General features: G+C 66.5%; 18 protein-coding genes. 6 read left to right on the forward strand and 12 right to left on the reverse strand.

Features of this window, described 5'->3' with window-relative positions; genetic code table 11:
* Positions 1 to 6: 6 nt before the first annotated feature.
* Positions 7 to 573, forward strand: coding sequence for a PadR family transcriptional regulator (locus ABZX86_RS09185; protein WP_355121674.1), 567 nt, complete (start codon positions 7 to 9; stop codon positions 571 to 573).
* Here the strand turns inward: ABZX86_RS09185 and ABZX86_RS09190 are convergent.
* Positions 570 to 1,355: a cobalt-precorrin-6A reductase gene (locus tag ABZX86_RS09190; RefSeq protein WP_355121676.1), complete on the reverse strand. Its 786-nt coding sequence runs from the start codon at positions 1,353 to 1,355 to the stop codon at positions 570 to 572. The genes ABZX86_RS09185 and ABZX86_RS09190 overlap by 4 nt on opposite strands.
* 170 nt (positions 1,356 to 1,525) lie before the next feature.
* Here ABZX86_RS09190 and ABZX86_RS09195 point away from each other — a divergent pair, with 170 nt between their 5' ends.
* Entirely contained in the window at positions 1,526 to 1,678 is a 153-nt protein-coding gene (locus ABZX86_RS09195) for a hypothetical protein (RefSeq protein WP_355121678.1), read from the forward strand.
* Positions 1,679 to 1,703: 25 nt separating this feature from the next.
* Here ABZX86_RS09195 and ABZX86_RS09200 read toward each other — a convergent pair whose 3' ends face one another.
* The 4 genes from ABZX86_RS09200 to ABZX86_RS09215 are packed head-to-tail and all read right to left on the reverse strand — an operon-like array spanning position 1,704 to position 4,762.
* Complete coding sequence (locus ABZX86_RS09200) at positions 1,704 to 2,336, reverse strand: SAM-dependent methyltransferase (RefSeq protein WP_355121680.1); 633 nt, start codon at positions 2,334 to 2,336, stop codon at positions 1,704 to 1,706.
* Entirely contained in the window at positions 2,333 to 3,082 is a 750-nt protein-coding gene (locus ABZX86_RS09205) for a PIG-L family deacetylase (RefSeq protein ID WP_355121682.1), read from the reverse strand. Before ABZX86_RS09205 ends, ABZX86_RS09200 begins: the two co-directional genes overlap by 4 nt.
* Complete coding sequence (locus ABZX86_RS09210; RefSeq protein ID WP_355121684.1) at positions 3,067 to 4,143, reverse strand: acyl-CoA dehydrogenase family protein; 1,077 nt, start codon at positions 4,141 to 4,143, stop codon at positions 3,067 to 3,069. Before ABZX86_RS09210 ends, ABZX86_RS09205 begins: the two co-directional genes overlap by 16 nt.
* Positions 4,034 to 4,762: a glycosyltransferase gene (locus ABZX86_RS09215; protein ID WP_355121686.1), complete on the reverse strand. Its 729-nt coding sequence runs from the start codon at positions 4,760 to 4,762 to the stop codon at positions 4,034 to 4,036. The genes ABZX86_RS09210 and ABZX86_RS09215 overlap by 110 nt, the downstream gene beginning before the upstream one ends.
* A gap of 443 nt (positions 4,763 to 5,205) precedes the next feature.
* Between ABZX86_RS09215 and ABZX86_RS09220 the strand changes: the two genes are divergently transcribed.
* Together ABZX86_RS09220 and ABZX86_RS09225 are read left to right on the forward strand one after the other, a co-directional pair.
* Positions 5,206 to 5,751: a hypothetical protein gene (locus tag ABZX86_RS09220; RefSeq protein WP_355121688.1), complete on the forward strand. Its 546-nt coding sequence runs from the start codon at positions 5,206 to 5,208 to the stop codon at positions 5,749 to 5,751.
* Between the two features lie 190 nt (positions 5,752 to 5,941).
* On the forward strand, positions 5,942 to 7,141 hold the full coding sequence (locus tag ABZX86_RS09225; protein WP_355121690.1) for a hypothetical protein: 1,200 nt from the start codon (positions 5,942 to 5,944) through the stop codon (positions 7,139 to 7,141).
* Here the strand turns inward: ABZX86_RS09225 and ABZX86_RS09230 are convergent.
* The 3 genes from ABZX86_RS09230 to ABZX86_RS09240 all read right to left on the reverse strand — a co-directional run bounded on the left by ABZX86_RS09230 (position 7,138) and on the right by ABZX86_RS09240 (position 9,281).
* Positions 7,138 to 7,308, reverse strand: coding sequence for a hypothetical protein (locus ABZX86_RS09230; RefSeq protein ID WP_355121692.1), 171 nt, complete (start codon positions 7,306 to 7,308; stop codon positions 7,138 to 7,140). The two genes, ABZX86_RS09225 and ABZX86_RS09230, sit on opposite strands and share 4 nt — an antisense overlap.
* 191 nt (positions 7,309 to 7,499) lie before the next feature.
* Positions 7,500 to 7,901, reverse strand: coding sequence for a VOC family protein (locus ABZX86_RS09235; protein ID WP_355121694.1), 402 nt, complete (start codon positions 7,899 to 7,901; stop codon positions 7,500 to 7,502).
* Positions 7,902 to 8,042: 141 nt separating this feature from the next.
* Complete coding sequence (locus ABZX86_RS09240) at positions 8,043 to 9,281, reverse strand: thiolase family protein (protein ID WP_355121696.1); 1,239 nt, start codon at positions 9,279 to 9,281, stop codon at positions 8,043 to 8,045.
* Positions 9,282 to 9,516: 235 nt separating this feature from the next.
* Between ABZX86_RS09240 and ABZX86_RS09245 the strand changes: the two genes are divergently transcribed.
* The gene (locus ABZX86_RS09245) at positions 9,517 to 9,786 is read left to right on the forward strand and encodes a DUF2277 domain-containing protein (protein ID WP_355121698.1); all 270 of its coding nucleotides are present in this window, start codon (positions 9,517 to 9,519) and stop codon (positions 9,784 to 9,786) included.
* Positions 9,787 to 9,804: 18 nt separating this feature from the next.
* Here ABZX86_RS09245 and ABZX86_RS09250 read toward each other — a convergent pair whose 3' ends face one another.
* From ABZX86_RS09250 to ABZX86_RS09265, 4 genes are all read right to left on the reverse strand, one after another.
* A complete protein-coding gene (locus ABZX86_RS09250; protein WP_355121700.1) occupies positions 9,805 to 10,647 on the reverse strand; it encodes an alpha/beta hydrolase family protein in 843 nt (280 codons plus the stop codon).
* A 416-nt stretch (positions 10,648 to 11,063) separates the two neighbouring features.
* Entirely contained in the window at positions 11,064 to 11,477 is a 414-nt protein-coding gene (locus tag ABZX86_RS09255; RefSeq protein WP_355121702.1) for a hypothetical protein, read from the reverse strand.
* Positions 11,478 to 11,536: 59 nt separating this feature from the next.
* Entirely contained in the window at positions 11,537 to 12,361 is an 825-nt protein-coding gene (locus tag ABZX86_RS09260) for an SAM-dependent methyltransferase (RefSeq protein WP_355121703.1), read from the reverse strand.
* A 32-nt stretch (positions 12,362 to 12,393) separates the two neighbouring features.
* A complete protein-coding gene (locus tag ABZX86_RS09265) occupies positions 12,394 to 13,287 on the reverse strand; it encodes a helix-turn-helix transcriptional regulator (RefSeq protein WP_355121705.1) in 894 nt (297 codons plus the stop codon).
* 155 nt (positions 13,288 to 13,442) lie between these two features.
* Between ABZX86_RS09265 and ABZX86_RS09270 the strand changes: the two genes are divergently transcribed.
* A complete protein-coding gene (locus ABZX86_RS09270; protein WP_355121707.1) occupies positions 13,443 to 14,885 on the forward strand; it encodes a hypothetical protein in 1,443 nt (480 codons plus the stop codon).
* Positions 14,886 to 15,081 lie beyond the last annotated feature (196 nt).

Raw genomic sequence — 15,081 nt, forward strand, 5'->3', positions numbered from 1 at the left:
AGTGGAATGCAGGCTGGAAGGAGTGTAGTGGCAGACGACAAGACGCGGCGCCCTCTCAATTCGACGGCCGCATCGTTATTGGGATTCCTCCATCAGGGCGATATGTCCGGCTGGGACCTGGTCGCCCAGGCGCAGGATCGCATCGGCGACTTCTGGACCATCACCCAGAGTCAGGTGTACCGCGAGCTGGCGACCATGCATCAGCACGGCCTCGTCGACAAGGGCGAGGCCGGAGCGCGCGACCGCACGCCCTATCGCATCACCGAGGACGGGCGGGAGGCGTTCGCGGAGTGGATCGCCCGCGACCCGGGCGCGGAGACCATCCGGGTGCCGCTGCTGCTCACCCTGTCGTTCGGCGAATTCGTCGATCCGCCACGCCTGGAACGCATTATCGCCGCCAATCGCCCACTGCACGAACAACGGCTGACCTCCTACCTCGCCGGACACGACGAGGAGCGCATGTCACCGTTCGAGCGCGCGACCGTGGATTTCGGCATTCGCTACGAACGCGCCGTACTGGACTGGTTCGACCGGCTCCCCGAGCTGCTCGACCCCAGCAGCCGGTTGTCCTAGGACTGTTGCCGCAGCCAATCCCGTGCTGCGGCAACTGTTTCCACCTGCACCGCACCCGCCGGCAGCGACGGGCGGTCGATCATGACCACCGGCAACGCGAGCGCACGGGCAGCGGCGAGCTTGGCCTCGGTCAAGGCTCCCCCGCTGTCCTTGGTCACCAGCACATCGATGCGCTGCGCGGCCAGCAGCGCGGTTTCGTCTGCGACACTGAAGGGTCCGCGGGCCAGCAGCACTTCATGCCGCTCGGGCACCGCGCCCTCGGGCGGGTCGATGGCGCGAATCAGGAACCACTGCTCCGAGCCCGCGAAGGCCGCCACCCCTTGGCGGCCGATGGTGAGGAATACGCGCTCCCCCAGTCCCGCAACGGTTTCCGCCGCCGCAGCCAGGTCCGGCACCCGGATCCACCGATCACCCGCCTGCTCGCTCCAGCCGGGGCGGCGCACATGCAGCACCGGCAACCCGGACTCCGCCGCGGCCCATGCCGCATTGGCGGTAATACCCCCGGCAAAGGGGTGGGTGGCATCGATCACAGCGCCGATCCCATTGTCGGCAAGCCACTTCCGCAGCCCGTCGGCTCCCCCGAATCCCCCCACGCGCACCGCGCCGACCGGAAGCACAGGTTCGCGCACGCGTCCGGCGAGTGAGGAAACGATCTCCAATCCGCGCTCGCCGGAGGCGATATCAGCGATTTCCCGGGCCTCCCGGGTACCACCGAGAATCAGAATCTTCAGGACTGCCCACCGCCCCCCTGAGTGGTGACGCAATTTCCGGTGACTGCGCACTGCGAGTACTTCATGATTCTCCCGAAATCTGGACGTCCGTGCAGGATAGCGGCTCGGACCAACAGGGTGTGCATACCCGCAGTTGCGAGACAAACCGTCGTCGAGCAGCCGCTTCCCCACCGGCCGAGTGTCTCCGCGGAAATCGAGGTGCTCCGTGCCATTGTTGAGCAATGCTGACACTCATCGGTATTCTGCTGATCATCTGGCTGGTCCTGGCAGTGCTCGGCTTCGTCATCAAGGGCATGTTCTGGCTGGCGATCATCGGCATTGTGCTGTTCCTCGGAACAGCCGCCTGGGCAATGCTCTCCCGCAACAAGAGCTGAGCTCGACGAGCCGAGAGCCCGCGGTTCAGACCAAGCCTTCGTCCTGAGCGACGGAACGGCGCTCGGTCCCTGCCGTGGTGTACACCTCCAGCAGAAAATCGTCGTCGCTGTAGCGGGCCAGCACCGTCAGACCTGGATGGCCGCCGAGAACGGCATGGACCTCGTCTCCGGTCAGTGGGTACTCGGGCACTGGATGGCGCCAGTGCACGCCGACGACGGTGCCGCCGGGGTCGAGATGACCCAGGAGTTCGTCGAGAGCCGCGTGCAAGGCCGGGGCGTCGAGGTAGTAGCACACCTCACTGAGCACGATGAGATCGAAATGCTCTGCGGGCCACACGTCTCCGAGCCCCCAGCGCCGCAGTTCCACGGTCGCGGCGGCCTGCGCCGATGCTCCGGCGAGCCTGGCGGCGGCGCGGCGCAGGGCATCGTCCACGATATCGGTGGCCACGATCCGGTCGCAGCGGGAGACCAGCTCCTGGGTGAGAACCCCTATGCCACAACCCGGTTCGAAGCAGGACCGGTAGTGCGGGCGGGGTAGCGCGGCCAGGGTGAGCGCTCGTTTGCGCTGCTCGTACCAGCGGGTGGTGAACTGCCAGGGATCAGCGCTGCGAGCGTACAGCTCCTCGAAGTAGCCGACGGGCAGGCGGGGGTGGCTCATCGGAAGAAGGTTTCGGTCGGGCCGGTGAATCGGCGCAGGACGTGTGCGGGCAGGATCGGCGCATCGGCAGGGTCGTCGGACAGTGGCAGGAACTGGCTGCGGAAGTGCGCCAGCGCACGACATTTCGCGGCGTGCGCGGCGGGGGACAACGACAATACCGCCGGATCCTGTTCCCGAAGGCGCGGATGGTCCGGTGCGGCCCACTGCCACATCCACACCGGGTATTCCAGCAGTTCGGTATTCGTGGCCGCGCAGGCGGCGGCCGCGGCGCGGCCGACGGTTTCATGGTCGGGATGACCGTCGTGCCGCCAGGTCGCCGCGCACACCGCACCGGGCTCGCCGATATCGCCGAGCAGGGCGCGCAATCGGACCCTCAACCGGTCTTCGTGCGACGCGACACCGCCATCGGGCAGGCCGAGACGAATGGGGGCGTCGGCTCCCAGTTCGCTTGCGGCGCTGCGGGCTTCCTCGATGCGAAGCTCGGCCAGCCGCGCGGGGCCGTGGGTGGCCGACTCCGGATGGGATGCCTCGCCGTCGGTCACGGTGACGATGGTGACCGCGATGCCCGCCGCGCGGGCCGTGACGATGAGTCCGCCGGCGCCGAGCACTTCGTCGTCGGGATGCGCGGCCACCACGACCAGCCGCGGCCAGGCGGACAGCGGCAATGGTGCGCAGCGCTGCCGCCACGCGTCCCACTGCTCATCGGGAAGTCCTGCGGCCTGCACGTCGATCACAGGTCCGGCCATGTGAACTCCTCCCCCGCGATATCGCGGCCGAGCTCGGCCAGGTCGACTTCCGCGTGACTTTGACGCACATACACCGTGAGATCTGCGACCCGCCGGGCATGCTCGGCATCCATGCACAACGGACCGGCTCCCAGGGCCCGTCCGACGCGATCCATCGTCGCCGTGACCGCGTCCTCGACCACGCCGCGAACGGTACGAGCCCGGATGCGGGCGTCGAGCCGGTCACCACCGGGATCGGCGTCGATCTCGCCCGCGGCCGCGGACAAGCTCAGCCGCGCCGCGTGCATTGCGGCCGTCACCGCCCCCAGATGCGCGAGCGCATGCTCATCGGCACGCCCCTTCGCCGCACGCTCGTGCAGCGGTCTGGCCACCGCGCAGGCGCTGCCGTACCAGCACGCCGCCACCCCGATCGCACCGTGCCAGAACCCGGCGCGGTCCAGATAGGCGCCGGGCACGCCTACCTCCGTGGCCTGGGCGCCATCGAAGTCCACTGCGCCGGAATCGGATTCACGCATCCCCACCGCATGCCAGCTCGATGGCACCGGCCGCACGCCGGGCTGGGTCAGCGACACCGCGAAAAGCCGGCGGTTCTCGCCGTCGCGGGCAGTGACCAGTGCGTGGGTGCAGAAGCTCGCGCCCGAACACCACAATTTCCGCCCCTCGAGCACCCAGCCCGACGAGGTGGCCCGGGCACACAGCACCGGTTCGGGCGGCTCCGCCGCCCACACCCCCCAGATCTGCCCGGTCGCGGGTGGCGGACCGTCGAGTTCGTGCAGGATCGCGGCCGCATCGGCGTGTGCCTCGGCCATGCGGCCCAGCACGGTGTCCTCGGCACTCAATGACGCCAGGGCACGGAACCGCTGGCGCGTCATCCCGCCGCCGGGGAAAGGCAGAACCAAGCGTCCCGAGCTCGAGAGCTCGCGCAGCCGATCGCGCACATCCGAAGACCGCTCACGCACTTTCCGCCTCCGGCGTGGACGAGGCTTCCAGTCGTCGCAGATGTGCCGCGAACCCGCCGGGCGCCCGCCCGAATCGACGCCCGGACGTCGCCACCACCACATCCTCGGCCCAGACCACTCGCACGCCCAGCGCCGCTGCCCGGTGCACGAACTCGACATCCTCACCGGACCGCAGCGACGCGAATCCCCCTGTACGCCAATAGATATCGGCCCGGAATCCAAGACTCGCGCCATGGACGTGGCCGGCCGCACGCTCGACCCGGTACGCGCGCTCGTAGCGAGCGCGCACCTGCGGGGAGTAATGGTCCCAGTCGGCGACCGTGACGACGCCGGCGACGATCTCCGCGCCGGCTTCCGCGTACCGAATCTGCCGATTCAGCCAGCCACGATCGACACGAGAATCAGCGTCGGTGGTGGCGAACCAGGTACCCGCACCGCATCCGAGACCGGCCGCGGCGAACCCGGCCGCACGCGCCGCCCCGACATTGTGCGCGTCCACCACGATCACCTCCGCCCCGGCGGCTTCGGCCACCCGCGCGGAGTGGTCGGTGCACGCATCGAGCACCACCTGGATCCGCACCGGGACACTCACCTGCTCCGCAGACCGGCGCAGGGCGTCCAGGCAACCGGGCAGCAACTGCTGCTCGTCGCGCGCCGGTATCGCGATGACGACGTCGTCGATCCTGGGCAGCCCACTGCCGGCCCCCTCCTGGATGATCATGATTCCCGTCTACCCGCCACGTCCGGCAACAAACGATCCGAGCGTCGAAAAGATGTGATCGCTGTTGGCCAGGTTCGCTGCCGCCACGGCCGCATACCAGCCTGCAGCAGTGGTGACCGAATCCACCCTCGCTGCGCTGGTTCGCTGGTGAACGCGACCAGGTTCGACCCGGGTTTTCGGTCAGTTTCATTGCCCAGTAGGCGAATTGGAGTTCATCGACATCGGAATACGGATACGTTCGATCTACGAAAGTGTTGGCCGCCATCGATATCGACGCCACCTGACCGGCACCCACCCTTGGCGCCTTTGCGCCAAACCCGTTCCCCGACTCGAATGTAGTGTAATCACGGTTCGGACAAGTTATCTCGAACAGGGTTCCCCGCGAGCGTTCCCATACCGCTGCGGCTCAGCGTGAACCCTGTGCTAGGACGGAACAGGATTAAATGAGAATCACGAAGTTCGCTGCGACCGCAGTGTTGACCACCGCAGTCCTGGGTGCGACCGCGAGTACTGCCTCCGGGCAGGTGCCGGCCACGGATCAGGTGACCAGCTCTGTTTCCGGCGTCACCTACACCACCTCCTGGAAAGCAGATGGTTCGTCGGTCAGTACGGATCTGGTCAATGGGAAGTTCCAAACCACGGCCGATGGCGACACACTGGCCGTGACGGCGTCCGACGGTGCGGTGATCGGCCAGATTCCGCTGGTCTACACGTCGGCGGGACAAAAGATCCGGCTGCAGCCGCAGATCAATAACGCAGGCACCAGCATGACGGTGCTCCGCCCCGATACGGCGCCCGCGCAGCCGTCGAATTCCACCACGGCGCAGAATATCGACTTCGCGCTCAATGACCAGCAGATCATCGATATCGCGGTGGGTTGCGCGCTCGGCGCTGTCATCGGCGGGATCTTCCTCATCCTGCCCGCGATTCCCGGCTGCCTCATCGGCGGCGTCGTCGGCTACCTGTACGCCAACGGCCAGCTGCCGTAATTCACGCGGTATCGATTACGCGCTCTGATCCGCTTCGCGCGGATGCCAGTACTTCACTCATGCTCGAGCGTGGGTGAAGTACTGGCATCCGCCCGGCGGTCGTGCGGGACGTGGACAGTTCGCTCATCCGGTATCGGTCGGCGCGGCCCGGAGGTAGCCTCGAAAGATCGGGTCGAACCAGGGGGCGATCATGACCGGTCGATGGCGAATGTCTTCGCTGGCAGCGGTTTTCGTGGCTACGGGGTTGCTCGCGGCGTGCTCGATCGCCGGTACGCCGATCTCGCGGCCCATCGATGTGCGGGTACTGGATGTCGGTCCCTATCCGTTGACGCGCCACAACTACGATCGCCCGGCAGGGTCCTACGGTGCGCAGGTCGAGGGCATGCGGATGTCCGCGGCGCTGGTTCCGGACGTGCAGATCGATCCGATCCTCGCGGTGGGCCGGGCGGGCGGGGTGCTGAGCGATGACAACGCGGCGGTACAGCTGGGCGGTGTCCCCGCGGCCGCGAAAGCCGTACTGACGCGGGAGGGAATGCTGGTCGGCTATGCCGTGAACGGGTCCGATACCCAAGGTTCCGGTCCGAATCCGGCCGAGACCGCGCTCACCTGCACACTGCTGCGGTTTCCCGATGCCGCCCATGCCGAGCGGGCGGCGACCGAATTGGAGGCCGCCGATCTCGCCTCGGCGCCGGACCAGAATCGCACGCTCACACTCACCGATTATGCTGCCGCGCAAGTTCATTGGCGTCCGGGCACACCCAGCATCGGCGCGTATCTGGCACACGGCGAGTTCGTGCTCCGTGTCTCGGTGCGGCGGCCCGTGGCGGACGAGAACGATCTACTCGGCTGGGTACGGCGGGCCTTCGACATGCAGCTCGCCGCGGTGGACAAGTTCAAGCCCACTCCGGCAAAGGATTTCGCGGCACTGCGCATCGACGAGGAAGGCATGCTCGCCCGTTCCATGGTCGGGCAGCGCGACGATCGCAATCCGGACATCGAGGTCTTCGCCGTCTACAGCACGAACTACCTCACCGCGACCTCGACGGATTCGGTCACATGGCAGCGGATACTGCAGGACGCAGGAGCCGACGCGATGTCTTACCTGGAATACGACACATTGTTTCGCGTGCGCGACGCGCAAGCCGGCCACGGGCTTGTCGCCGCCGTGACTCTCCTGCGCCACACCCAATACCGGGATATGGACGGCCCCGCCCATGTCCCCGACGCCCAGTGCCTGGCGCTGGACCCGAAGGCGCCTGCCGCGGGTTTTCCGCCCTACAAGTGCTATCTCGCCTACGGCCGGTACGTCGATGTGCTCAACGACCACGACAAGACCACCATCCTGCATCGCACCGCCGCCGAGTACGCCCTGCTGGCCGACAGCTTCTAGCCGTAGAGGCGAATGAAATCCTGGGTCGGGTCGACGGCGGGCACCGTGTAGCTCGACGAACTCCCGTCGATGTGGGTTTCCTCGACGTAGTGGGCGGGCTCGGCGGGCAGGTGGCGCCATCGGGCGCGCGGATCATCGACCTGCACCCTGTGATTGTTCGACGACATGATGTCCCCCATCCAGAATCGTGTCACCACATACTACCTGGAGTTACGCGCCGGCGAGGCATGCGTTGCGTCAAAGCCCAAGCCCGACTGGAGGTTCCAGGATGTAGCAGCCGGGCCGGGGCGGCTTCCGAAATCGCGGCCGCCCCCGCCGACTCGACCAGCCACCGGCCGGTGGGCAGGCCGGATCGCAGTTACCAGCCGACCGACTGATTGATGGCGATGAGGTTGCCGTCGGCGGCTTTGAGTACTGCCAGACGGTTTCCCGGCATATCGACGATGCCGGTCACCGGATCGCCATTGACCACGGGCGCGGTGCCGATCTCGGCGAGTGACCCGTCGGCGATTTCGCCCATCGCCGTGGCGCCGAGCGTCAGCATCGAGGCATGCGCTTCCGCGATATCGCCTACCGTCCAGAACGGAAGCGGATGGCGCACCCACGGTTTGGACGACACCGCGATACCGATGGCATACATCGCGTAGTCCGCGGTCCGGAAGATGGGCTCGGCGCCGAGTAGCGCCGTGAAAGCCGCGACACTCGCATCCAGATCCGCGGCTGGGTAGACGACGTTGGCGAAGCCGGTGGGGGCGCTCACGGGAACTCCTTCTGATACCGAGCCCGGCTCGGTAGTGATGATCAACTTCAGCGATCAATGTACCGGCAGCCTCCGACAACAACACCCGTCAGCGCGACGAGCTCTCCGAAGCCTCGTACGTCATCGCTTCGGTGAGAATTCTCAGGCGGCGGAAGGGTTTTCGAGGACGATTGCGACTCCCTGACCGGATCCGATGCAGACTCCGATCGCGCCGTAGCGCGCATTGCGTTCCCGCAGTTCGGTGGCCAGGGTCAGGACGTAGCGGGCGCCGGTGGCGCCGAACGGGTGACCGATTGCCACCGCGCCGCCGTTCGGTGTCAGCTTCTCGTCGGGGATGACGAAACCGTCCAGCTGGTTGGGCAATTCACGCAGCACGCCCAGGGCTTGAGCGCTGAATGCCTCGTGTACCTCCCACACGTCGATCTGCTCGGGTGTCAGGCCCGCGCGCCGGAGTGCCAGCGGCAGCGCCCACGCCGGAGCCAGGCCCATGTAGAGCGGATCGATCCCGTACACCGCGGACGAGACCACCCGTGCCAGCGGTTCGACACCGAGCTCGGCGGCTCGTTCACCCGAGGCCAGCACCAGTGCGCTGGCGCCGTCGGTCAGGGGCGTCGAGTTCGCGGCGGTCATCTGCGTGGTCCCCGGCTGCGGGGGCAGCGCCGCCAGCTTTTCGGCGGTGGTGTCGTCACGAATGAATTCGTCGTGCTCGAACAGGCGGGCCGGGGTCTTCCTCGTCGCCGTGATCGGCACCGGCATGATCTCCTTGGCCAGCCGCCCGGAATCCCTGGCCGCCTTGGCATTTCGCTGCGTCCGGAGCGCGAACGCGTCGATCTCCTCGCGGGTCAGCCCGTAGCGGTCGGCGACGTTCTGCGCGGTCTCGATCATTCCGATGTAAGCATTGCGCGCCAGCAGCGCCGGATTGGCGGGACCGCCCGCACCCGCCCACATGGTGTCGAGCAGGATGACCGGGCCACGAGGACCGAACGGGCTGTCGCCCTTCATGTATGCCCATCCCGACCGCGACATCGACTCGACGCCGCAGGCGATCCCGACCCCCAGGTCCCCCGCCTTGATCGCGTGCGCGATATTGACGGTCGCGCTCAGGGACGACCCGCAGAACCGGTTGATCGTCGCCCCGGCCACCGTGTCGGGGAATCCCGCCGCCAGCGCGGCCCACCGCGCGACATCACCCATCCCCTCGTGGGCCGGATTGACGCAGCCCGCGACAATGTCCTCGATCTGATCGAGACCCACGCCGACGCGCTCGCACGCACCCTTCATGGTCATCCCCAGCAGGTCGTCGGCACGAATGTGCGACAGCGAACCGCCGTACCGGGCGAAGGGGGTTCGAACGCCACCGAGCACAAACGCTTCAGTCATCACGATCTCCTTCGACAGTGTCCTCGGATCGCAACGAGCGAGCCGTCGTTGCCGCTTCCGATCTTGCCCCGATTCCGAGGAAATCCGCCACCTCGGCGCACAATCGGCGGCACCGGGACCTGCTCCCGACCGCACGGAGGTTCGCGGCCGCGAAAGGTCCTGACCAGTGCATTCGATCCCCCGCTCAGGCTCCGATTCGGCGGCCGCGTCGGACCCCGGGCGTAGGCTCACACCCATGTGCCGCAACATTCACACCCTGCACAATTTCGAGCCGCCGGCCACCGCGGAAGAGGTGCACGCCGCAGCCCTGCAGTACGTCCGCAAGATCAGCGGAACCACCAAACCCTCCCAGGCCAACCAGGCCGCCTTCGACCTCGCCATCGAAGAGGTCGCCGCCGCGACCGGCAAACTCCTCGCGGGCCTCACCACCAACGCCCCACCCCGGGACCGCGACACCGAGGCCGCCAAGGCCAAAGCCCGCGCCCTGATCCGCTACACCCGCTGATCCGAACGCCCGCCACCGTCACGCGGGGAGTCCCAAGCCGTGTGCCAGCACCGGCCAGGAGGCGGCCAATTCGTCGTCCCAGTATCCCCAGGAGTGGGTACCGTACGGGCGCAGTTCGACGGTTGCCGGAATGTTCAACTCCGCCAATCGATGTGCCATCGCGCGCGTGCAGTGGTCGACCGCGGCCTCGATGACGCCGCCCACGAGGATCTGGTTCGCCAGCGCGCCCACCCCCGCGTCGACGAGGTGCCGGTCACGCGTCGTGTCATAGGGGCCGGGCAGCCCGTTGCCGCTCGACAGATACAGGTCGAGACCGCGCAGCCCTGCCGCGTTCACATACGGATCATTGGCGGCCCACAGCGGATCATCGGGCGGTCCGTACATATTCTCCGCATCACCACCGCTGTAGGCCACCGTGAGACGGACGAAGGACTGGCCGGCCGGATCGGAGATCTGCGCACATCCGCTGTACGCGGCCACCGCCCGATACAGGCCCGGCTCGGCGATCGGCAATTGCAGCACCGAGGTGCCTGACATAGACACGCCCGCAATCGCATTGACGCCATTGGCGCCGAGCGCCGCGTTGATCAGCGGTGGCAATTCCTCGGTCAGGTAGGTCTTCCATTTCACGACGCCCAACAATGGATCCGGTGCCCGCCAATCCGCGTAATAGGACGCCGCCCCACCGACCGGCTGCACCACATTGATGTCTTTGTCCGCCAGGAAGTCCCCGGCATGGGTTTCGTGATCCCATGATGCCGACCCCTTTCCGCCGCTGCCGCCACTGAGCAGATACAGCACCGGCCGCGGCACGGACCGATCTGCGGGCCGCTGCACCTCCACCGGGAATTCACTGTTCATCGCGGCCGAGAAAACTGTCAGAACCAGGTGCCTGTCACCGTCGGCGTGGGTATTCACGATCCGCGAGCCATCCGGTGCGACCGCCGAACCACCCTGTCCACCGGGCCCGGCGGTGGCCGAGGGCAGAAATGGCGTTGCGGACACGGTAGCGGCGAGGACGCCCGAGGCAATCGCGATTGCCAACCGGCGCATAAGCGAGCGAGAACGCACGGGCCTTACTTGTCCTGCACCGCTCCCGGGGCATCGCACAGCCGAAATTTACTCCGAGATTCGACCCCGGCCTCGGCACAACAGATAGCGTGTCGGCCTCGCAGCCCTACTTCAGCTGTCTGCAATTCGGGCACCGATCCGAACGACCAGGAAACAACTCCCGCCGCAAATAGCGAAAGTCGATCGCGGCGTGCGGAAGTCGCCGTCTAACCTGTCGCGGGCAAGAGGAATGCCGAGCGCTCGAACTCGTTCTGCTTGACGGCCTGGACGAATGCGGAGTATTCGAGGTGGTCGAAGTACAGTCTGGCGGCTCCGACGGAGGACTCGCATTCGGGCGAGGCGCTGAATTCGTAGAGGCCGTCGGCGCCCTGCACGATGAGCAGAATCTGCCGGAGCGGCCTGCCCGTTCGCAATGCCTGCTGGATGACCTCGAATTGGTCGTGATCGAAGGTCAGGCACTGTTCGGCGGGGACGCGCGATTCCGCGGTGTCGAACGAATCGGTGAGTTTGTCGTCCCACACCAGGGTTCGGTGATCGTCGCGGTAGACCATGACACAGGCCTGCTGCGGTGAGCTCGCGGCCGCTTTGAGGAATTGTCCGACAGTGGGTGTCCTCGGCATGGTGGATCCTTTCGAACTGCGCCGGCGACGTCGGCGGCCGCGCGGCGCATCTGACTGCGCTAGGGAAGGCTTCCCACAGCGGCGAAGTTGCACGGGCGGGCGTAGTCGTCGGTATCGACCGGCTGATCGGGGTGCCAGTCCGTGGCGTAGGTGATGCCCGGTTCGGCCAGCGCCCAACCCTCGAAGAACGTCGCGAACTGGTTCCGGTTACGCAGCGTGACCGGTGTGCTGGCGTCGGTGAACACCGCCGCGCCGGCCGCTACCTGCTCTTTGATCTTCTGCCCGGCGTCTTCGAGTGACACATGTGTCATCGCGATATGACTGCCGGGCGCAACCGCGTCCCGCAGCTGCTTGATCAGTGCTGCGGGTTCATCGGCATCGGTCACCCAGGGCAGCACCGAGACCACCAGCAGGCCGACCGGTTCGGAGAAGTCGATAAGGCGTTGTGTGTCAGGGTGTTCGAGAATGCGCGCCGGATCACGCAGATCGGCGTCGACCATCGCGGTGGTGTCGAGCACCTGTTCGCTCTGCAGCAGATCGCGGGCCCGGTTGATGGCCTCTTCGTCATTGTCGACGTAGACGACGCGGGCGTCCGGCACGAGCTCCCGGGCGACCTCGTGCGTATTGCCCCCGGTCGGCAGGCCCGAACCGATATCGAGGAACTGCCGAATCCCCTTGCCCGCCATGTATCGCACGGCGCGACCCAGGAACCGGCGATTGTGCTGGGCCCAGAGCGGATAGAAGGGAATATCGGCGTAGAGCCGGTGGATGAAGGGCAGATCCGATTCGAAGATCACCTCACCGGTGATCATGTGGTGGTAGATGCGTGCCGAGCTCGGCTTGTGCGTGTCGAGCTGCCGTGGCTCGAAGTCATTGCTGGACATCGTGATTCCTATTCAGTTGAGCGGTTCGCGGGCTATCGATGCACAGTCGGCCGACTGCGCAGACCGCGGGCGAGGTGTTCGATGAACTGGCGGGAGTCGGCGGGACTGAGCGCGGTCATGGCGAGGCGGTTGAAGATCTTGTCGCGGATGCCGACCGCGGGCTTGTCGTCGATGTAGCGGATCTCGCCCTGGGCTTCCACCACCGCCATCTCGAGGTCCCCCGCTGCTCCCGGAGAGGGCACCCGGACCAGGATGTAGCGATCCTCCATGCCCGCGCCCGGCGCCTGGTGGGTGAACGGCATGACCTGGATCTGAATATTCGGGCGCTGGGACAGCTCGATGAGGTGCACGAGTTGATCGAGCATCACCGCATCACCGCCGTACGTCCGCCGCAGGCAGGATTCGGACAGGATGGTGTGGGATTCGGGTGCGTGGCGCTTGAACAGGATCTGCTGACGGGCGATCCGCGCCTCCACATAGTCCTCGACCGTCACCGCGTCCGGATCGTCGGGGTCGAGCTGCAGGGGTTCGTGCAGTGCGCGAATGTAGTTGGGGTGCTGCAGGAGTCCGGGCACGATCTCGGCTCCGGTTTCCCGCAGCCGGTCCGCCACATCCTCGAGGTCGACCAGCAGTCGCAGCTCCTCGATGTAGGCGCGGCGGTAACCCGAGGTCCAGAACCCGCGGCGATGGTTGTCACCGCGCAGATCGAGCACGATCCGGATGTAGGCCTCATCGACGACGCCGAGCTTGCGCGCCAGCTGTTCCAGATCGTCGGCACTGAGATTGCCATTACCGGCGACCGCCGCCGCGATGCGCGACTGGCTGACCCCGATCAGCTTGCCCGCGTCGGCCTGGGTGGTGCGCGCGCGGCGCAGCATCGCGTCGATTTCCCGTCCCAGGAGCACTTTTCGTGCGGTTCTCGCCATGGCTCCCCACCGTATCGGGCTGCGCTTCGGACGCCACTATTCCATAATTCTGATTATCAGGTTAGATTATCAGGCACGATTATCGCGCGAAAAGGCTAGTGGCCCAACGTCGTACCGCACCTGCGCTTTCAGCGAGCCGAAGAAGGGCGGGGACCATGGACGTCACAGACACCGAACCCGACCAGAGCGACCCCCAGGCCGCGACCCTCAGCTCCTGGGGTCGATATCTGCGTACCTTCCGCCGCACGCAATTAGGGCTCAGCCGTAGCGATTTCGCCGAGCTGGTCAATGAGCAGGGCCGGCGGCAGGGCATCAATGTCGCCTGTTCGGAGCGGCATGTGGCGCGCTGGGAGCTCGGTGAGGTCAACCGGCCGAACAAGACCTATCGCGGTCTGCTGGCCGCCATCGGCGCACCGGATCCGGCGACCATCGGTTCACCCACGCCATCGATTCCTCCCCCACTGCCACACCACACCGACCTGCGCCCGGAACCTGATGAGCGCGAACGGGAAACGACTCTGCTGGAAGCGCTCGCCACCGCGGTCGTCGGCTCTCCCGACATCCTCACGCCGTGGCTCCCACCGCTTGACCAGGCAGCGTCCGAAGCGCCCCTCGGCGATACCGGGCAGTTCGATCTCGACTTCGTGCGCAGCGCCACCGCCCGGCTGCGCGAGGTCGACCAGAGCCATGGCGGCTCCGCGGTGGCCGAATCTGCCGTCAACCTACTGACATTGACGACCGCACTGCTGGCGCGGTGCCGCGGTGAAGCGCGCGAACATTCGATGCTGATCGCCTCCGCAGATCTCGCGCGTCTGGTCGGGTGGGCCTTCCATGATGTGGGCGACCAGTATCGTGCACGCCAATACGCCACGCTGGCATTGTTTTTCGCGCGCCGGGCCGGTGCGGACAGCCTCGTCGCCTCCACGCTCTACGTCCTGGGTCGCATCAACCTGATCGAACACGATCCACGAACCGCCCTGCGCATGTTCCAACTCGGCCAGATGCCCGCCCAAGATGCCGCCAGCAGTGGGGAATCGGCGCGGCTGTACGCCAATGAGGCTTGGGCACACGCCATGATGGGCGATGCCAATCGAATGCGGTTCGCGCTGGGCCGCGCCGAGGACGAGATCGCCCGCGTAGGTGACCTCATCGACCCGTGGACCCGGGTGTTCTTCACCCCTGGTGAATTCACCGGTATGCAGTCGGTGATCCACAGCGAATACGCGCTCACCGCAAGCGGTCCGGCCGTCGAACGCTATACCCTCGCGGCGGTGGAAGGCGCGCAGGCATCGCTGGCCGCCTCCGCACCCGGACGACCCGCACGCAGCATCCTTTTCGACAACATCACCATCGCCACCGGAGCCTTCCGGCTCGGTCAGATCGGCGAGGCCGTCTCGTTCGCCAATGCCTCGCTGGCATTGACCAGCCAGGTCGACAGTGGAAGAGTCGCCGACCGCCTCGGCCGGATGGCGCAGGCGGCCACCCTCTCCTCACCACGGTCTGACGTCAAGGATGTATGCCACGCGGTGCGGCAGGCGCTCGATACCGGTACGCGCACACCGCATTCGCCGATCGAGTACCAGCTCGCCACCGCATGAGAACTCCGAATGTCCTGATCGGGACCGCCGATGTCATCCTCATCGGTGGTTCCACCCGGACTGCCCTGTCGAATGTCATTGTCGCAGAACCTCTTCGACGATTGAATCAATACATGACCACCGGTGATGCGGATACCTACCTCACGATCGACTCGCGCTACCCCTCCGCATCGCTATCGGAAAGCAGACCCGCGCA

The sequence above is a fragment of the Nocardia sp. NPDC006630 genome (assembly GCF_040611495.1).
Taxonomy (GTDB): domain Bacteria; phylum Actinomycetota; class Actinomycetes; order Mycobacteriales; family Mycobacteriaceae; genus Nocardia.